14 protein-coding genes and 1 tRNA gene are annotated in these 19,837 nt (G+C 45.3%); 8 read left to right on the forward strand and 7 right to left on the reverse strand.

Translation table 11 applies throughout. From position 1 onward, the window contains the following. Position 1 precedes the first annotated feature (1 nt). From KI659_RS01215 to KI659_RS01230, 4 genes are all read right to left on the reverse strand, one after another. Positions 2-952, reverse strand: a complete 951-nt coding sequence (locus KI659_RS01215; protein ID WP_213943515.1) for a Smr/MutS family protein — start codon at positions 950-952, stop codon at positions 2-4. After that, positions 952-2,247 carry a cryptochrome/photolyase family protein gene (locus tag KI659_RS01220; RefSeq protein WP_213943516.1) on the reverse strand — a complete coding sequence of 432 codons (1,296 nt, stop codon included), beginning with the start codon at positions 2,245-2,247 and terminating at the stop codon, positions 952-954. Before KI659_RS01220 ends, KI659_RS01215 begins: the two co-directional genes overlap by 1 nt. Positions 2,248-2,316: 69 nt before the next feature. Next, positions 2,317-2,940, reverse strand: a complete 624-nt coding sequence (locus tag KI659_RS01225; RefSeq protein ID WP_213943517.1) for a CatA-like O-acetyltransferase — start codon at positions 2,938-2,940, stop codon at positions 2,317-2,319. Then, complete coding sequence (locus KI659_RS01230; RefSeq protein WP_213943518.1) at positions 2,924-7,525, reverse strand: translocation/assembly module TamB domain-containing protein; 4,602 nt, start codon at positions 7,523-7,525, stop codon at positions 2,924-2,926. The genes KI659_RS01225 and KI659_RS01230 overlap by 17 nt, the downstream gene beginning before the upstream one ends. Positions 7,526-7,578: 53 nt before the next feature. Here KI659_RS01230 and tsaD point away from each other — a divergent pair, with 53 nt between their 5' ends. The 5 genes from tsaD (at position 7,579) to KI659_RS01255 (ending at position 11,343) form a co-directional block, all read left to right on the forward strand. Next, positions 7,579-8,589: a tRNA (adenosine(37)-N6)-threonylcarbamoyltransferase complex transferase subunit TsaD gene (gene tsaD, locus KI659_RS01235; RefSeq protein ID WP_213943519.1), complete on the forward strand. Its 1,011-nt coding sequence runs from the start codon at positions 7,579-7,581 to the stop codon at positions 8,587-8,589. Between the two features lie 3 nt (positions 8,590-8,592). Beyond that, positions 8,593-9,057 (forward strand): SsrA-binding protein SmpB, encoded by a 465-nt coding sequence (gene smpB / locus KI659_RS01240; protein WP_213943520.1) that lies wholly within the window; start codon positions 8,593-8,595, stop codon positions 9,055-9,057. Beyond that, positions 9,023-9,832, forward strand: a complete 810-nt coding sequence (locus KI659_RS01245) for a C40 family peptidase (RefSeq protein WP_213943521.1) — start codon at positions 9,023-9,025, stop codon at positions 9,830-9,832. Before smpB ends, KI659_RS01245 begins: the two co-directional genes overlap by 35 nt. A 6-nt stretch (positions 9,833-9,838) precedes the next feature. Next, complete coding sequence (locus KI659_RS01250) at positions 9,839-10,348, forward strand: HNH endonuclease (RefSeq protein WP_213943522.1); 510 nt, start codon at positions 9,839-9,841, stop codon at positions 10,346-10,348. Between the two features lie 80 nt (positions 10,349-10,428). Then, positions 10,429-11,343: an SMP-30/gluconolactonase/LRE family protein gene (locus KI659_RS01255; protein WP_213943523.1), complete on the forward strand. Its 915-nt coding sequence runs from the start codon at positions 10,429-10,431 to the stop codon at positions 11,341-11,343. A 90-nt stretch (positions 11,344-11,433) separates the two neighbouring features. Here the strand turns inward: KI659_RS01255 and KI659_RS01260 are convergent, their stop codons facing one another. Then, positions 11,434-11,880, reverse strand: a complete 447-nt coding sequence (locus KI659_RS01260; protein WP_213943524.1) for a PH domain-containing protein — start codon at positions 11,878-11,880, stop codon at positions 11,434-11,436. Between the two features lie 326 nt (positions 11,881-12,206). On the opposite strand from KI659_RS01260, the gene rpsA reads away from it, so the two are divergent. Continuing rightward, positions 12,207-13,976 carry a 30S ribosomal protein S1 gene (rpsA, locus tag KI659_RS01265; protein ID WP_213943525.1) on the forward strand — a complete coding sequence of 590 codons (1,770 nt, stop codon included), beginning with the start codon at positions 12,207-12,209 and terminating at the stop codon, positions 13,974-13,976. Between the two features lie 141 nt (positions 13,977-14,117). On the opposite strand, the gene KI659_RS01270 is transcribed toward rpsA, so the two are convergent. After that, positions 14,118-14,873, reverse strand: coding sequence for a DUF2490 domain-containing protein (locus KI659_RS01270; RefSeq protein WP_213943526.1), 756 nt, complete (start codon positions 14,871-14,873; stop codon positions 14,118-14,120). Positions 14,874-14,970: 97 nt separating this feature from the next. After that, positions 14,971-15,044: transfer RNA gene (locus KI659_RS01275), tRNA-Cys, on the reverse strand. Between the two features lie 373 nt (positions 15,045-15,417). Between KI659_RS01275 and KI659_RS01280 the strand changes: the two genes are divergently transcribed. Together KI659_RS01280 and KI659_RS01285 are read left to right on the forward strand one after the other, a co-directional pair. Then, entirely contained in the window at positions 15,418-16,674 is a 1,257-nt protein-coding gene (locus KI659_RS01280; protein WP_213943527.1) for a c-type cytochrome, read from the forward strand. A gap of 94 nt (positions 16,675-16,768) precedes the next feature. After that, positions 16,769-19,834 carry a TAT-variant-translocated molybdopterin oxidoreductase gene (locus KI659_RS01285; RefSeq protein ID WP_213943529.1) on the forward strand — a complete coding sequence of 1,022 codons (3,066 nt, stop codon included), beginning with the start codon at positions 16,769-16,771 and terminating at the stop codon, positions 19,832-19,834. Positions 19,835-19,837: the final 3 nt, after the last annotated feature.

Below are 19,837 nucleotides of genomic sequence, written 5' to 3' on the forward strand. Positions count from 1 at the left end.
CTTATTTTATTCTCACCAGGGTAGCGCCATAGCCGAACCTGCTCTGTTGACTGTCCTGAAAATACTTGATGTTCTTCATTTGGGAAAGGGCCTTGTGGATCTCTTTTCTTAAAACCCCATTGCCAATCCCATGGACAAATGAAATCTCATCCATCCCAGTGGCAATCGCCGCATCTAGGCTTTTTTCAAACGTCTCCAGCTGTAATTTCAGCATTTCGCTGTTGCTCATAAACTGGTGGTCTTTGGTGAGCTTTTCAATGTGCAGATCAACCGACTGGGCCGGTCTTTCAAATTGATGCGGTTTGGTGGGTGTTTTCTTGTCGCTATTCAAATCCTCATTTAGGGCCTTGATGTCAAGGTCTTTGGTAGTTTGGGTGAGGTTGAAAACATAGCCATCTTTTCCTAAAAGCGGGGCTTTTCCCTTGCTTTTAAAGAAAGCGGAGGCTTTGAATTTCACCCTTTTTTCGAAAGGTGTTTGTGTTTTTTCGGTCCTCAAATTAATGGGAATCATCTGCAGGTGAAGGGTGGGCCACTCCTCAAAGTTGGCTATGCTTTTTTCATCCAGCTTTACGTACGAGCCACTGTTTATAGTCCCTGCCGAAACTGTGCGACTATTGTCTCCGAAGACCTCCGAGACCATGTAAAGGTAGTTTTTACCCGCATTGTTGCTGAGGTAGATGCTGTGGTCTTTGTCATTCAAGGGCAAATAGCAAAGAAAAACGCCATCGGCTGACTTTACCACGTTTTTGGTAGCAACGGTCGGCTTTTCTTCCACCACTCCGTCTCCGAAATATTGTCTTTCGGCGGAATGGATGATTACCACCTCGCTCTTCATGGCCGGAATGCGGAAACCATCCTCAATTTCAATCTCTATCCGTCCACCGGAGGAGATTTTGGTGATGATGCCTTGTTCATTGCCGTGTAGCAAACGTACTTTGTCGCCTATGTTCATTATTTGACTGCTTTTTTAAATTCTTCCAATGCCCGTTCCCTTGCAAACTTGTGCTCCACAATAGGTTGGGGGTATTTGTCGGTCCCAAATTCGGGGATCCATTTTTTGACGTATTCACGATTCTTGTCAAACTTTTCCAGCTGGGATTCGGGGTTGAAAACCCGGAAGTATGGCTGGGCGTCTGTACCGGAACCGGCGGCCCACTGCCAGCCCCCATTGTTGGAGGAAAGCTCGTAATCCAGAAGTTTTTCGGCAAAATAGGCCTCCCCCCAGCGCCAGTCTATCAGCAAGTGTTTGGTCAAAAAGCTTGCCGTGACCATTCTGACACGGTTATGCATGTATCCGATGGCATTCATCTGCCGCATGCCCGCATCCACCATAGGGTAGCCGGTTTTGCCTTCACACCAAGCCTTGAATTCCTTTTCGTCGTTGCGCCAGTTTATCTTGTCATACTGGGGTTTGAAGGCCTTGTCCACCACCTCTGGAAAAGCATCCAGAATCATCATGTAAAATTCTCTCCAAATTAACTCATTTAAAAACGTTTTATCCAACTCTTGGGCCTTTTTAACCAATTTGCGGATGCTGATTGTCCCAAACCGCAAGTGCATCCCCAATCTGGAGGTGGCATCCATAGCCGGGAAATCCCTGTTTTTTCCGTATTCTTTGATCAGTTTTTCATTGACATTCCTCGAAGGAAATTCCGTAGAAGAAGGCTTGAAGCCCATTTCCTTCAGGCTGGGAATGGATTTGGGTGTCTTGGGATAAAAGTTTTGCTGCAGGCGATTGGTTTTGAGCGCATCCTCGGTTGTAGAAAGCCTGGACAACCAGTTTTTACTGTAAGGAGTGAAAACCTTATACACTTCCCCACTGCCATTTTTTATTTCATCCTTTTCAAAAATTACCTGGTCCTTGAAATCATAAAACGGAATGTCCTTTTTCTCCAGCATCTCCTTAATCATACTGTCCCGCTCCTTGGCATATGGCTCGTAATCCCTGTTGGTAAATACCGCCTGCACCGCATATTCTTTCAGAAGGGATTCAAAGGCCTGCTTTGGGGTGTCATAAATAATCTTGATTGAGCTGTCGTAATCTTTTTGCAATTCCTCCTGAAGCTCTTTCAATCTTCTATATAAAAAAGTCACCCGCGCATCATCTTCCTTGAGATCGCCCAGGATATGCTTGTCAAAAATAAATATGGGTAAAACCGGATGGTCGGACTTTAGAGCCTCTGATAAGGCTTTATTATCATCCAGTCGAAGGTCACGCCTCATCCAATAAATAGAAACTTGGTCCATTGAAATAATTAGGGTTAGGTTCTGCCTATTAAAAATAACCAGCTTGGCTTTTGTTTAAAACCTTTGCCACTATTCCTCCATGAGCTGTTGGAAATTTTGCACAAATAAGCCCACGTCCCTTCCGTCAGCCAAGGCATGGTGCACATGAATCGATAGAGGAAAACTCCGTCCTTCCAGGCCTATGGTCATTTTTCCGATGGAAACCTTTGGGCAACTGTCGGCAATCGAATACTTTCTTGAATGTGACAATGAAGTGAAGTCCAGCCAAGGTAAGGCCGAAAAGTGGATCACATCCTCGCGAAAAGGAAAAGTGAATAATTCACTGGTACTCTGGGTGACCTTAGTCGCTTCTATTGCGTTTTGCCGGAAATGGTCTTCATGCTCGCTAAACTCCATAAAACTAAAGCCAAAACTACCGTCCGCTCTTGCCACGGTAGGGGAAACGTGGATTTTGTCAAATTCCCAAGGCTCCCTATCCAAAATCCTCAACCTCAAAGCCGGTGTCAGGTTGATGGCTTTCAAAACCCTGTAAAGATAATATAGGTAAAAGCTCACCTGTTGGGATTTTGCCTTTTGGTAAGCCCTCTCACAGTTGATCCTCACGCAGACTCCATGAAACGGCTCTTCAAATTCTTTGAAAAAGTTGAAATGGTCCTTTCTGTTCCAGGCGGATATGTCAATTTTCTTCTTCATTTCTGATTGGAGTTTCTTCCTCTTCTTCCGATTTCAAATCAAAAGGCCCTTCAATAACCCGGATTGGGGCAGGCTCTTCTTCTTCACCAGGCACCAACAAACCCTCTTCAAAGTCATACCTTAAGAAGTCATCAATGTCGTTGATGAGTAGTCGCTGCCTGCGGTTTTTGCCTATGTTGTCGATCAGTTCCTGAAATGAGCTGAAGGAAAGTGTCTGGGAAATGGATATCCCGTAGGTAATCACATTGGCCGAAAGGTTCAGCGAGGTAAAGGCATTGTTGAAGTTGTTGCGGTTATAAACCCGGAGTCTGTATCGGCCATCTTCGGTCAGCAGGTATTCGGCCTGCCAGTCTCCGGCGATGGTGTTGAGATCGGTGTTGCCCTGAAGATCGGTAAAGCCCCCGTCCCGCATTACCCTAAGGCGTCCATCCAAAAAGGTGTAGGCCACTCTAAGCTGGAAGGATTCCAAGGCAGTTTGGTCAAGGGTTGCCAGGTCAAAGTCTATTTCCAAGTTCTGATCCACTTGGGCCACTAGGGCATTGAGTTGGGAGGATACTAGCTGGCTGAGGTTGCTGAAGCCGATTCCAGCGCCGCTGAACTGCCCCTCGGGAGAAAACCTTCTCAACATGATCAGGGAGAAAACCTGCCTGTTTTTCTCCTGCTCATCATTGGATATTCTGTTTCTGAAAGCAGAGATATAAGTTTGGATTTCCCCTTCGGGAAAGCCGCTGAAGTCAAAGTCGAAATTGATGTCAGGAGACAGCAAGGGACCCTGCAGCCCCATGATCACCTTTACGGGGAAGCGCCTTCTCAGCTGGGAATCCATCATGTCCGTGCTGGCGGTAGTTTGGGCTGGCTGAAGGCTCATCAGCGAAACGTTCTCCTCATAGATGGCCTTGATGTTCAGGATACCTTCATACGGGTCCCCAAACCAAGAGATCCTGCCCCCAGGCTCGATGGTGAATTCCTTGTTGATGATGTTATAAAGGGAGAAATTGTACCTCGCGTCCACGATTTCATAGATACCGCTCATGGTGAAATTCCCCTGTGTATCGATCCCCAAATTCAGGTTGCCACGTCCACGACCCTGAATCGATTCCCCGGTGCGGGGGTCAATGATGATTTCCGCATAAGCGTCAGGTGTGATGTCAAGATTAAAATTCATCCTTACGTTCTGTAGCGCCAGCTTTTCCACTTGGTCCAAGGTAGCGACCTGACGGGTGGTGTCCCGCACGTTGATGATGTTGATAAAATCCTCCTTAAACTGGCCGTCGCTGGATCCTATGGGGATGTAAATTCTGGTATTGGGCTGGCTGGTTGCCTGGGCATTGATGTCGAGGTTGTTGGCTGCGCCAAAGATTTCCAGCTTTCCAGAGGCATAGGCCGTTCCATAGAAAAGGTCGTTATCGCGGATGGTAGTATTGAGGACCTGGAAATTGTTGAGGTCTGAACTGATGTCCAAGATAAAGTTGCTGAACCTGTCATGACTGATACCTCCCCGCATATTGGCCTTATTGCCCCGGGTATCGGTGAGCTCCAGGCCCCTAAAGCTGATTTCATTTGGTGTGAAATTCACCCTCCCGTCCACGGTGTAGGTAGTGTTCAGGTAATTTACCCTTAAGTTGCCGGCGGTTAATCTGCCCGACCCGGTGATTTCTGGATTGTACATTCGGCCTCGGATATCCAGTTCACCGGTCAGGGTGCCCCCCAGATTGGTAATGTAATCGGAAAGAAAAGGCTCGGCTATGGAAAGGTTGGCCTCCTCAAATTTAGCCACAAGATCAAGCTGGTCTTCTTTTGTGCCCAAATAGCCTTCAATGGCAATTATTTTCTTGCCCAGTCTGGTATTGGTCAGGTCTAAGTGGATCCTGTCATTGTCATTATCAAAATATGTGGTGGCATCCAGGTTGCCAATAAGGAAATTGTTTATGTGAAACTCATCCACATTCAGGTTACCCATTACCACAGGGTTTTCCAGGATGTTGGAAATGGCAAAGAGGCCGTTGGCAGTACCCTCAAATTCCTTGATGTCCCAGGTGTTGAGCAGGCTCATGTCAACTTGATGCATCTCCAAACTCAGCACGTCTTCAGGTTCTTTCGAAATCTTGCCATTCAAGGCCAGGAACTGCCCGTTTTCCACCAGTTTGAGGTTGATGATTTCAAGGTTGCCAGGTGTATAGACCAATTGGTTGTCGGGTTCGATTTCCCAAAACCTGTCCAAGACTTTTAATTCAGATGGCTCAAACACCATGTCTATCTCATCCGGGCCGACCTCTATGTGGCTTCGGATGCGGGCATAGCTGTCAGTTTCTTCCTGAGCAAAATTAATATTAAGGTCTATGGCTGCCTGATCCCAAAGTGCCTCCAGGGAGAAATCATTGAAAGTGATGCCGGAGGAAAGTTGCTGCTGCTTACTGTTGATATAAAACGAGGCCAATACATCCGGATCTCCCCGCAATTTGGAGGTGTTGAAATCAAGGTTGTTGTCCAGGAAGTAGTGCCCTTTATAGTAAACCGTGTCAATATCCGAAAACAGGTTTAGAATAGTGTTTTCCTGTGTCTGATAAAAAGCCCCTTCGATAATCGTGTTATCAGAAATGGAAAGCGAAGGATCCAGCAGATAAATCAGCGGGTTGGGGTCGATGAGGTTGATATTAATGTCAAAGTTGTAGGAACCCATCAGGTCGTTTTCAGTAATGACCGGAGCTTTCTCGGGTTGGCTGGTGATCAGGGCAAAATATTCCTGTCCCAAAGTCGTCAGGTCTTTTCCCAATTCCTCCAGCTTGTAATTCCCCGAAATCCCAGCCGTCAACAAATCGGAGTTGAGAGCAATTACACGTCCCTCCGGAGTGAAAAGGGACTGGAAGATGAATTGGTCTACATGTAAATCCCTGCCTTCATAACTGAAAAGCATGTCCTCAAATCTTGCCGCCCCTTCTATATCGTCTATCTCCACTCCCTTGGTGTCCAGGTTGAAATTGCCGCTTATGAAAATGTCCTCCTTAATCAGGTTGAGGTTTTGGAGAAAAGCCGTATCAATCTTTGCTTCCAATCGGACGCTGTCCTTATTGGAGCGCAGGTCCATTTTTCCTGCCAGCTGCATTTTTAGGTTAGGATCACGAATGTTGAGTTTCCCGCTGAAAAGGTCCTTTCCGTAAGTGGCATTGGTGCGGATGTTGGCATAATTGTATTTGTTGATGCCTATAGAGTTAATGTCCGCATCAAGGGATAGGATGGCCGACTCGGCCGTCAGGCCAGTTCCTTTCAATTGGCCTTTCATGGTCACCCTTTGAAAAAGCTCCGGCTGGTCCAAAATTAGACCGATATTCAAATTTTGAAGCTCTACAGACCCGCTATAGGTGGGGACGTTTCGCGCTCTTCGGTAATTGAGCCGCCCATTCATATTGCCGATGCCTGTACGGAAATTCCCGCTTGCGGTGAAGTTTTCAAAATACCCCGTAAAATCCCCATCAAATCGGATATCCCTAAATTTATTGACTTGCCTCCTGGCTTCATCGGATAGGTAAGGGGCCAAATCAGCGCTGGTCAAAGTAGAGTTCATCAAGGAAAGCCTGAAAAAAGTTTCCTCCACATTGGGGAGGCCCTCGATGTCAAACTTACCGAACATGGCACTCCTTTCCCCAAACCGGATCAGGAGCTGCTCTGAGGCCAAGTCACTGATCTGCCCGGTGATTTCCCCACTAAGGTAAATCTTGTCGTCAAAATCGGGAATCTGCTCCGCAAAATATTTGAGGTCTTTGATGTCCAACACAGCCTCGCTCAGCTGCGCCCTGATATTGACGGAATTGTTGAAATCACTCAGATCCCTGACTTCATCGTATGAAAATTCAAGGTAGTTTCTGACAATAGTTTCATTGCTTCGCAAATACAAATTGTCGAAGACCATTCCCGTGTTGGAATATAAAAAGTCGGTTTGCAGCTGCTGGACTTCCAGTCCTGATGTGGACTCCACGCCACGCAGGCTTTCCACCGAAACGGCAATCGTGTCCGACTTGGCAAAGAAATCCTCTCCTCTTGCCACCAGGTTTCGGAATCGAAGCTTTCCGTAATCAAAACCGGTCTCGAATACGGGTAGGGTGTAATCCAGAATATCCAGCGAGGTGTTTTTTAGGGATAGCTCGGTGATGGAAAATTTAACAGGCCTTTTTTCCTGCTTGGAAACCGTTGGGCTCAGCAAGGCATTAATCCTTGCCACAAAGACCGTGATATTGATGTCGTCTTCCTCTGGATGGGTCAGTAGTCTAACTTGACCATGGTTGAGCTGCACTTCATCGATAGAGGGGTTGTCGCTGTTGAGCAGGCCTTGGAGGGAAAAGTCAATGTAGACCTCTTCCAGGTTGGCCATCAGGCTGTCGTTATGGTCATATACCACCACATCGGAAAGGCTGACCGCATCCCACCACCTGATGTTTACCTTGGAAATGCTGGTTCTAAACCCTGTGTTTTCGGTGATGTAGTTGGTAAGGACTTTAGTGAGGCGCGTCTGCACTGAGGGGATCTGGAGCAGAGCGGCGACGAGGGCGAGGGTCAGAACAAGAAATAAAGCTACCCGCAAAAGCACCATGAGTGCTTTCGCTAAAATTTGCGTAACTTTCGGGTTCTTTTCCAATGAATGAGATGAAAATTAATATTCTGGCTATCGAGTCTTCCTGTGATGAAACGTCTGCATCGGTGATTTCTGATGGCAAAATACTTAATAATATTGTGGCCACGCAATCTGTGCACGAAAAATATGGGGGAGTGGTGCCTGAACTGGCATCCCGGGCCCACCAACAACACCTCGTGCCGGTGATCCATGAGGCGATTGAAACCTCGGGAATCGACAAAAAGGACCTGTCGGCCGTGGCTTTCACGAGGGGACCAGGCCTGATGGGGTCACTTATGGTAGGGGTTTCATTTGCTAAATCTTTTGCCTATTCCCTTGGCATTCCTCTTATAGAGGTCAACCATATGGAGGCGCATATTTTGGCCCACTTCATAGATGATCCAAAACCTGATTTCCCCTTCATATGCCTTACAGTAAGCGGGGGGCATACCCAGTTGGTGCTGGTGAAAGACCACCTGGAAATGGAAGTGATCGGGGAAACCCTGGATGATGCAGTAGGGGAAGCATTTGACAAAACCGCCAAACTGATGGGCTTGCCCTATCCTGGAGGTCCGCTGATCGACAAATACGCCAAGGAAGGCAACCCCAAAGCCTTTGCCTTTCCAGTGTCCGATATGCCAGAATTAAATTATTCCTTTAGTGGGATAAAAACTGCCGTTCTATACTTCCTTCGGGATAAGATAAAAGAGAACCCGCAATTTATTGAGGAAAATACCGCTGACATCTGCGCCTCGGTACAATATACGCTGATCAAGATGCTGACCCAGAAACTCAAGAAGGCCGCTAAGCTGCATAGGGTGAAAAACATTGCCATTGCCGGTGGAGTAAGCGCAAACTCTGGACTGCGTGAGGAGTTGAATAGATTGGCAGCGGATTTGAATTGGAAAGTTTATATTCCTAAGTTCGAGTACTGTACTGACAATGCGGCTATGATTGCCATGGCTGCCCATTATAAATTTTTAAGCAATTCTTTTTGCGGCCTGGACACCAGTCCTTTGGCCAAAATGAAAATCGGAAACTAACCTATGGCCAAAACCAGTAAACTCCAGAAAATAATCAACATCAAAAACAAAAAGGCCAGTTTTGAATTTGAATTCATAGATAAATATGTGGCCGGCATCGTTTTGAAAGGAACTGAAATCAAATCCCTGAGGGAAGGCAAAGCTTCCCTGACCGAGGCGTTTTGTTTTTTTAGAAACGGTGAGCTTTTTATCCGCCAGATGCACATCGCTCCTTATTCCTTTGCGGCTTCCTATAATCATGACCCGGTAAGGGAAAGAAAATTGCTGCTCAACAAAAGAGAGTTGGATAAGCTGGAGAGCAAGTTTCAGGAAAAAGGATTGACAATCATCCCTGTGAGGCTTTTCATCAATGATAAAGGCTTGGCCAAAATTGAAATTGCTCTGGGAAGGGGTAAAAAAATACACGACAAACGTCAGGATATCAAAAACAAGGATGCAAAAAGAGACCTCGACAGAATGGCCTATTGATGAAGGTTACGGTGTTTGCCGCCTTTCACTGGCCACCGTATATCAAGAACCACGCCCGGGTGCCGGGTTGGTGACCCAATTGCTTTTTGGTGAAACTTATAGGGTCCTGGAGGCAGATCCTAGCAAGCGGTATCTGCGTATAGAAAGCCATCAGGACAAAAGTCAAGGATGGCTGGTGACGGCACAGCATCATGCCATCGCGCAAGAGGAGTTTGATGCATTCAACGATTCTGATTACCAACTCACCACTTCACCTGTTTCCCATATCACCTTCAAAAACCAAAAGATATACCTGTTGCCGGGTAGTCATCTGCATGTTGCCCAAAACGAACTTTTTGACCTCAGCCAGTCCTTACAGTTTAGCGGCAGTTCCAGGCCGCGTTCCCAAAAAGCGGACAGGGATGAACTGATGGAGATTGCACAGCTTTTTATCAATACCCCTTTTCTTTCGGGTGGAAGGAGCTTTTTCGGGCTTGGAGCGGGTAGTTTTGTCCAGCTGGTGTATAAGATTGCAGGATACAAAGTCCCCAAGTTTTTGAGTCAGCTGTTGGTCTTTGGCCAGAAAGTGGAGGCAAGTGCGGCACAGCCTGGAGACTTGCTGATTTTCTACAACGAAATGCAGCTCCCCGAGCATATGGGGTTATATCTTGGTGATGAACAAATCATTCATATGAAAGGAAAGGTGAGGATAGACAAGATAAGCTTTGCGCCTAAATCTGGTCAAAAAAACATTTCAGGCTTTCCTAACGTTCATGAAGTCAGGAAATTAATTTGAAGTGTCATGGAGAAGAAAGTGCTAGTGTTGAATTTGGATCATACCCCAGTGGCCATCGTCACAGTCCAAAAGGCAATAGTGCTTACCATTCTCGACAAGGCCTCTCCTTTGGCCACCTATTCCTATCTATCCATCCGTACGGTTGATCGCACATTTGTTTATCCTGCTGTTATCCGATTGCGGGAGTATAAAAATGTCCCATATCGAGGCGTGATGCTCAGCCGCCACAATCTTTTTCGCAGGGATAGAAATGCCTGCCAATACTGCGGTTCCGGCAAGCACCTGACTATCGATCACGTGATTCCCCGGTCTAAAGGCGGCAAAACCGAATGGAAAAACCTGGTAACGGCTTGCCACCGGTGTAACACCCAAAAGGGTGACCGATCAGTGGAGCAGGTTGGCTTTAGCCTCAAGCATCCCCCGTTCAAACCCACCCTGAAAATGTTCCTTGCCGAATACGCTGAAAAGAATGCAGAGGAATGGATGCCCTTTTTGGGCGTGAAAGAAATGGGCTAAGTAGTTATTTTTATTATCTTCGAGCCTCCATCCCTAAGGTCACCACCTTTGGGAACCCACTTTATTTTATGATTATGAGTATGAAAAAGACTTTAGGCTTAATATGCCTGCTTTCCTTGGCGTGTGCTCTGGAAGGAAAGGCACAGATTGAAGGTAAAAAATCACTGGCAGCCAAAGGTGCCAAGCTGGAAAAAGCCGGGGAAGGTTTTGAATTTACCGAAGGTCCAGCTGTCAACAGGGAAGGGCACGTTTACTTCACCGACCAGCCAAACAACAAAATCCATAAATGGGCATTCAATACAGGTGAAATTACCGTGTTCATGGAAGATGCGGGCCGTTCAAATGGCTTGTTTTATGACAATAGAAGGGATGTGTTGATAGCCTGCGCTGATGAGAAAAACCAGCTTTGGTCCATTACCCCAAAAGGTGAAAAGAAAGTATTGATTGAGAGTTTCAGAGGCAAAAGGCTCAACGGCCCCAACGATGTATGGGTAGGTCCTAATGGCGGTATCTATATGACGGATCCCTTGTATAAGCGGGATTATTGGGAAAGAGACCCAGGGATGCAGCAAGATGGGGAGCATCTGTATTATTTGGCCCCTGATCATGCCCAATTTATCCGTGTTGATGAAAACTTGGTCAAGCCCAACGGAATTATCGGATCCCAGGATGGTAAAAAGCTATACGTGGCCGATATCGGGGACGATAAAACCTATGTATATGATATCGAGGAAGACGGTTACCTGATCAACAGGCAGCTGTTTACGGAAAAAGGTTCAGACGGCATGACTTTGGACAACCGTGGGAACCTTTACCTTACTGGCAAAGAGGGGGTGACGATTGTGAACCGTAAAGGAGAGCAGGTCGGCAGAATCCCGATCCCGGAGGAACTGACCACCAACATTGTGTTTGGGGGGCCGGAGAGGAAAACCCTATTCATTACTGCCATGGGATCTGTTTATACTTTGGAGATGAAGGTTAGAGGGACGCATTGAAAGTGAGAAGTGTGAGAAAGTTGTGTTTAGAATTTGAGTATAAACAAAATAAAGGAGGCTGGATGGCCTCCTTTATTTGTTTTGTTAGTATTAGCTGGTGGTTTTGAGGGAATGATGGTTGTCGGATATGCTGATCTCGGGGTTGAGTTGGGTGAGGGCATGGATGAAAGCTTTTTGGTCTTTGGGGCTTACGTATATTTCATCGTATTTATAATAATGGATGGATAATCCCGTGGGGGCCAGACCGGCGGTTTTCTGGCCCTGCCTTATGAATTTCCCTTTTCGAATTTCCCGGATGGATGTGATGGGGATCTTGCCTTTGTTGTATCCGAATCTGTAGAATAGATAGCCATCTTCAATTTTATAAGAATTGTCAAAGTAAATCCAAAGTGGCAAGGCTAAATGAATCCATGCGAAAAACAAATAAGGTTTGGCAATCAATCCTTCATAATTCCACAAAGAAGCCCCATACATGAGGAGGGGCAAGGTGATCCAGGTAATGGCAAGCCAATTTTGACGGTCTGTTTTAAATTCCATTTTTTTTGAATAGGGATATCGTATTGAAAAAATATTTACGGAAGATTAAGTTAATTATTATGGGCTGAATTGCATGATTAATTTGAAACTTTTTGATCGGGGAAATTATTTCGGACAATTAAAACTCTCAGCATAAGCCTGCTAGAGTTACTGATGGAGTGGGGGTTACAGGATAATTTCTTTCGATATCTTTGACTCGTTCCTGTTATTATTTGTACCTTTGCAATCCGTTCGGGTGAACGGGCCCGTTTTGGCGGGAAAACAACTAACTAAAAACCTCAGCCTGAGGACTCTAGGGCTGTTGAAAGTCAGAGTCATTAAATAATATGTCTAATAAAGAAGATTTTAACTGGGAAAAGTTTGAGACCAAAGGTTTTGGCGAAGGCTACACTAAGGCTGAGAGAGCCGAAATGGAGAAGCTTTACGACAACACCTTGAATGAGATCACTGAGAAAGAAGTTATCAAAGGTACTGTAGTAGGTATCAACGATAAGGACGTGATCATCAACATTGGTTTCAAATCTGACGGATTGGTGCCTAGAACTGAATTTAGAGATCTACCTGATCTTAAAATCGGTGATGAGGTGGAACTTTTCATCGAAGAGCAAGAGAACGCTCTTGGCCAATTGGTCCTTTCTAGAAAGAAAGCCAAAATGGTACGTGCTTGGCAGGATATCGAAGATGCATTGGAGTTTGACAATGTAATCGAAGGTCTTGTGAAGAGAAGAACCAAAGGTGGTCTTATCGTGGATATCTACGGTGTGGAGGCTTTCTTGCCAGGTTCTCAGATCGACGTGAAGCCTATCAGAGACTTTGATGTCTATGTAGGTAAGAAAATGGAAGTGAAAGTGGTTAAAATCAACCACGCTAACGATAACGTAGTAGTTTCTCATAAAGTCTTGATCGAAAAAGACCTTGAGAAGCAAAAAGCTGAAATCCTTAACAACCTTGAGAAAGGTCAAGTATTGGAAGGTGTGATCAAAAACATGACCAACTTCGGTGTATTCATCGATCTTGGTGGTGTAGATGGTCTACTTCACATTACAGATATTTCTTGGGGCAGAATCAATCATCCGGAAGAAGTTCTTAACCTTGATGACAAAGTTCAGATCGTGGTTCTTGACTTCGATGATGATAAGAAGAGAATTTCTTTGGGTATGAAGCAACTTACTGCTCATCCTTGGGATTCGCTTTCTGCTGAGCTTGAAATCGGTTCTAAGGTTAGAGGTAAAATCGTTAACGTTGCTGACTATGGTGCATTCCTTGAGTTGGCTCCAGGCGTTGAAGGTTTGATCCACGTATCTGAAATGAGCTGGTCTCAGCACTTGAGAAACCCAGCTGACTTCGTGAAAGTTGGTGACGAGATCGATGCGGTAGTGTTGACTTTGGACAAAGACGACAGAAAAATGTCTCTTGGTATCAAGCAGCTTACTGAAGATCCTTGGACTAAAGGTGACATGTCTACTAAGTATGCAGTGGGCACTAAGCACAAAGGTGTGGTAAGAAACTTGACTAACTTCGGTCTATTCCTTGAGCTAGAGGAAGGTATCGACGGTTTGGTTCACGTATCTGACCTTTCTTGGACTAAGAAGATCAAGCACCCATCTGAATACGTTAAAGTAGGGGATGAGCTTGAAGTTGTAGTTCTTGAACTTGATGTTGACAACAGAAGATTGGCCCTTGGCCATAAGCAGTTGGAAGAAAACCCATGGGATACTTTCGAGAATGTGTTCCCAGTAGGTTCTGTTCACAAGTGTACTGTTAACTCTAAGAATGACAAAGGTGCAGTACTTGAGCTTCCTTACGGACTTGAAGGTTTTGCTACCATCAAAAACTTGGAAAAAGAAGACGGTTCTCAAGTAGAAGTAGGTGACTCTGAAGATTTCAAAGTAACTGAATTCTCTAAAGATGACAAAAGAATTGTTCTTTCTCATACAGCAACTTTTAAAGAGGCAGCAGTTGAAGCTCCAAAAGCTAAGAAAGCAGCATCTCCTAAGAAGAAAGCTACAGAGCAGCCGCAAGAAAAGTCTACCCTAGGTGATTTGGATGCACTTTCTGCTTTGAAAGAGAAAATGGACGGTGGTGACAAGAAGTAATTCTTAATCCCTCTCTAAATATGAAGCCTCCCTTGCAAAAGGGAGGCTTTTTTTATTACTTCATTATTCATCATTCAGCGTCCATCATTCATTATTTTCCCTTCATTTTCAATTCCCCTTTCCCCTAAGTTCCGGCTTCTCTCAAAGCTTGTGTCTTACAGTAAATCTCAGCGTACTATAGCTGTATTGGAAGTCGTAGGTATGCTCTTTCTCCAAATGCCTCAGGTAGCCAAGTTCTAGCCTTAAATTGTCTGTTAAATAGTACCGGAGACCTCCGTAATACCTAAAAGTATCGAATATGTCATCTTCGTCAGTTCTCACCATGATGGCCGCAAATCCCTGGGCATGTAAATGACCCTTTTTTCTGCCTTTGTCGATAATATCAAAATCGGTAGTGAACTCATACCTATACCTCATATTAAAGGAATAAGTAGATTCCAGTTCCTCTTCTACTTCCTCGGGTGATACAAAAGTCCTTGTGGTATCACCTCTAAATCGCTGTTCAATTCTGAGCCGATGGTTGAAGTTCCATCTTCCAGCCTCATGGGTGTAATTCGTTTCCTGATGTGGTCGGATTTCTGGTTCTACAAGAGGGGTCCAGAGGCTGTGCATCTGCGAGTAAGCCATGCCAATACCAAAATTCCAAGCCTCGGATTGCAGGTAATAAAGTGTGCCACGGGTGATAAATTGGTATTGCCTTGAAGGGCTGAAAAACCTCCTGTTTTCAGCTTCCACATCCAATTGCAGCTTATCAGAAAGCTCCCACTCTAAATAATATCGGATCCAGTAGAGTCCTCCTTGCTCCAGTTCATTGGTTTCCCTAAGCTCTTCTTGGCCGAAGGAGAATAGAGGTATAAACAAAAAAAAGAAGAGGCTTGCCCTTGTCACTGCCATCATAGGTGAAAAATTTACCCGAAATAGGCTCAAAAATCAGTCCAATCAAATTGGGCCTAGAGGGAATAAAAAAAGCAGCATAGGATCTATGCTGCCTACTTGGAGGTCGCGAGCGGATTCGAACCGCTGTACAAGGTTTTGCAGACCTCTGCCTAGCCACTCGGCCACGCGACCCTTTCGTAATTGGAATGCAAATGTAAAGATATTCTCTTTCTGTGCAAAGTTTAGCGGGGAAATTTCTCAGCTTTTATACAGCTTTTGATTGCGGAATATTTGTCATCAATGTTAGGAAAAATAAAAATTTTCACTCGTATGGATTCCGAGTTCGGCCATTTATGAAAATAAAGTTATTTATAAATGTTCTAAATAAGTTTGCTAAAATGTAAACAACTGTTAAGTAATTAAAAATCAACTGATTAAATATAAGTATGGCCTTGGGTGTGTTGCTAAGGCCTGATTTTGTATGAGTTTGAAAATAAGAAGTTCGATAGTACATTTGTGGGGATTATTGAAAACCGTGAAATAAACTGATTAAAGAGTAATAAATATGTCAATCAAACGCTCATTATTAAGTGTTCCGTTAAGATTAAGTAATCTGGCGTTGGTATTTTTCCTTTTTGTGGGGGTACAAGCGTTCGCTGCTGATCCAAGTGTGCCGGACAGCGACGAGGCTATTACAGCGGGTAGATCCTTGTTTAATGCGAACTGTAAAGCCTGTCACAGGCTTGATTCGAAAAGTGTAGGTCCGGCCCTGAGAGGTGTAACCGAAAGAAGAGACTTGGATTGGACCAAGCAATTCATTTTAAACTCTCAGGCCTTGATCCAGTCAGGCGATCAGACTGCTGTAGCGCTATTTAAAGAATATAACAACACGGTGATGCCGTCTCATACGTTCTTGAGCGATGATGACTTGATGAACCTTTTGGCTTATGTGGAGTACGGTGATACTGCCGATACAAGTGCAGCAGCGGGCGGTGAAGGTGCCGATGGCGCGGTGGCCACAGGTGGTGTGCCAAGCGAATACCTGACAATCATCCTTGGGGTGTTGGTTTTGGTATTGTTGCTAATCTTGGTAGTTTTAGGTCTGATCGTATCTGTTCTTTCCAAGTATTTGGAGAAGCAGCCACTCGAGGAAGACGATAGAGAGTTTATTTCACAAAAAACTGACTGGAAAGCTATTTTCAAGAGTGATGCGTTCATTTTGATCTTCACTACTTTGATTTTGGCCTTCGTGGTGAAAACTGCCTTGGACGGATTATATAATGTGGGGGTTCAGCAGGGGTATGCTCCTAAGCAGCCTATCGCTTACTCTCACGAACTGCATGCTGGACAATATGAGATTCCTTGTCAATACTGCCACACTGGCGTTGAAATAGGAAGATCTGCCAATATTCCTTCTGCCAACATTTGTATGAACTGTCACACGCACATACAGAATGTAGGTGGACAGGACGGAATGTCGCCAGAGATTGCCAAAATCTATGCGGCAATCGAAAACGATCAGCCAATTGAGTGGGTAAGGGTTCACAACCTTCCTGACCTGGCTTATTTTGATCACTCCCAGCACGTAAAAGTAGGTGGCATCGAATGCCAGACTTGTCACGGACCAATCGAAGAAATGGAAGTGGTGTATCAGCACAGCTCCCTAACCATGGGTTGGTGTATCGACTGCCACAGACAGACTGAAATCGTCACTGCCGGCAACGAGTATTACGACAAGTTGGTTCAGTTGCATTCAGATACCAAAGAGTCCTTGAGAGTGAAGGATATCGGAGGTTTGGAATGTGCTAAGTGTCACTATTAATTTAAACTTTAAGAACAGACATCTTTTCTTTGCAAGAGTCCGGCCCACAATCCCGGCCAGACTTTGGGAAAAATGAAAAGTAGATAATATTCTCATGAAAGAAAATAAAAAAACATACTGGAACGGATTCGAGCAATTGACCAACGATCCTGAGTTTGTAAAAAAAGCGGAAAGAGAATTTCCTGAGGAGCTTCCTGTAAACGGTGCTTCTGAAGGTGGCTCTTCCAGAAGAGATTTCCTTAAAGTGATGGGATTCAGCTTGGCGGCAGCTTCTTTGGCTGCTTGTGAGGCTCCTGTCAGAAAAGCTATCCCTTACGTAAACAAGCCGGTGGACATCAACCCATCAGTGCCTAATTACTACGCATCTACTTTTGCTTCTGGTGGTGATTATGCTTCTATAGTTGTAAAGACTAGAGAGGGTAGACCGATCAAAATCGAAGGAAACAAACTTTCTTCTATCACCCAAGGTGGTGTGAGTGCTATTGTGGAGGCTTCTGTACTTTCACTATATGATAAGCAGCGTTTGACCGGCCCTATGGTGGACGGACAGCAGGCTGACTGGCCTACTGTTGACTCTGAGGTTGTTTCTCGCTTGAGAAATGCCGGAAATGTTCGCATTGTTACCAATACATTGATTTCTCCTTCCACTGAAAGTGCTTTGCAAGAATTTGCAGGTTCCTTCGGTGCTGAAGTGGTTACATACGATCCAGTATCTAATTACGGGATCATCAAAGCAGGCGGGGCATTGCCTAGCTACCGATTCGACAGAGCTGATGTGATTGTCAGCTTCGGTGCGGATTTCTTGGGTACCTGGATTTCTCCAATCGAATTTGCCAAGCAGTACAGCAAAGGCAGAAAGATCTCCAAAGAAAACCCTAACATGTCACGTCACTTCCAGTTTGAGTCCAATATGTCTCTAACTGGTGCGAACGCTGATTACAGAACACCAATCAAAGCTTCTCAAAACGGGTTAGCTGTTTTGGCATTATACAACCTTTTGGCCAGAAGAGGTGGAGCTGCTGCAGTGAATGCCGCTGCGGTTGAAATCCCTCACCTGGAGAAAGCTGCTGACGAACTATGGGCAAACAGAGGCCGCTCTATCGTAGTAGCGGGTTCAAATGATCCTAACGTTCAGGTAGTGATCAACGCCATCAACGACCTTTTGGGTAACACTGGAGAAACTGTTGACTTCTCTAAGCCTGCTTACTTCAGAAAAGGTAATGACGAGCAGATGAACCAGTTTGTAACTGATCTTGCTGCAGGTAGAGTAGGAGGAGTTGTTTTCTTCAACTGTAACCCAGTATACGATCACGCAAGGGGTGCTGAAATCGCTGAAGGTATCCAGAAAGCTAGAGTATCCATCTCTACCAACGAGACTTTGAATGAAACAGCTTCTTTGGTTCAGATCGTAGCTCCTGACCATCACTACTTGGAGTCTTGGAATGACTTCAACCCTAAGGCTGGTGAGTACAGCTTGTCTCAGCCTACCATCACACCGCTATTTAACACAAGACAGGCTCAGGAGTCCTTCCTAGCTTGGTCTGGCAACAATACTTCTTACTACGATTATCTTCAGAACAGCTGGAGCAACGGACTTTTCTCTGGACAGAGCGAAGTTACCAACTTCCAAGAGTTCTGGGATAGAGCCTTGTACAACGGGGTGTTTACCTCTGAAACTGCAGGTGCTGAATCTGGTGCAGGAACTGGCAACGTAAGTGGTGCCGCTTCTGAAATCGGAAGAACTTACACTGCTGACAATGCAAATGTTGAATTGGTAATCTACCAAAAAGTAGGTATCGGTAACGGTAACCACTCCAACAACCCATGGTTGCAGGAAATGCCTGATCCAATCACTAAGGTGACTTGGGACAACTATCTTACTGTATCCCAAAACTGGGCTGCGGAGAACAACTTCAAAATGAGCGAAGGCAACACCAAGATGGGTCGCATCACGGTGGGTAACAAGTCTTACACGCTTCCAGTAGTAGTTCAGCCAGGTCAGGCGGTAGGTACTGTAGGTTTGGCCGTAGGTTATGGGAGAACTAAAGCTGGTAGAGTTGCTGATGGAGTAGGGGTGAACGCCTACGAATTGGTAGATGTATCCAGAGGTTACAACAACTTCGAAATTACTGAAGGTGTTACTTTGGAATTAGTAAATGACAGTTACAAGTTGGCTCAAACACAGACTGCCAATACCTACATGGGTCGCCAGTTTGTGGTACAGGAAGCTACACTTGGAGAATATAGAGAAGACGCTTCAGCAGGTAGATACAAGCCTGAGATCTATGCTGAAGGAGAATTTGTGAAGCCGTCGAAGATTTCACTTTGGAAAGGCCACAAATACAGCCAACACCACTGGGGGCTTGCTATCGATATGAATTCTTGTATCGGTTGTGGGGCATGTACCGTAGCTTGTCAGGTTGAAAACAACGTGGCAGTGGTAGGTAAGCAGGAAGTGTTGAACAGAAGAGAGATGGCTTGGATCCGTATCGACAGATACTACAGCTCTGAGGCCGGTGCAGAATCTTACAAAGATTTGGAAGTAGCTGCTGCCAACCCTGAGGTTGTATTCCAGCCGATGATGTGTCAGCACTGTAACAACGCTCCTTGTGAGACTGTATGTCCAGTTGTTGCTACCACGCACTCTTCTGAAGGGCTTAACCAAATGACTTACAACAGATGTATAGGTACAAGATATTGTGCCAACAACTGTCCTTATAAGGTAAGAAGATTCAACTGGTTCAAGTATCACGACAACAAAGATTTTGCAGCTGTGAACGTGGCTCAAAACTCTGACCTTGGTAAGATGGTGCTTAACCCAGACGTGACCGTAAGAGCTAGAGGTGTGATGGAGAAATGTACCATGTGTGTGCAGAGAATCCAAGCCGGTAAGCTTTCTGCCAAGCGTGAAAACAGGAAGATTGAAGACGGTGAGATCAACGTGGCATGTGCCGTGGCTTGTCCTACAGATGCTCTAGTGTTTGGTGACATGAACGATCCGAACAGCAAGGTGTCTCAAGTACTGAAGATAGAGGAATCTATCGAGGCGATTAAAGAGGTGAACGAAGAGAGAGCCTACCACGTGTTGGAGGAAATCAACGTGAGCCCTAACGTATGGTACTTCACCAAGATCAGAAACAAGGACAAAAACGAAGCGTAAATA

The organism is Litoribacter ruber (assembly GCF_018449405.1).
GTDB classification, from domain to species: domain Bacteria; phylum Bacteroidota; class Bacteroidia; order Cytophagales; family Cyclobacteriaceae; genus Litoribacter; species Litoribacter ruber.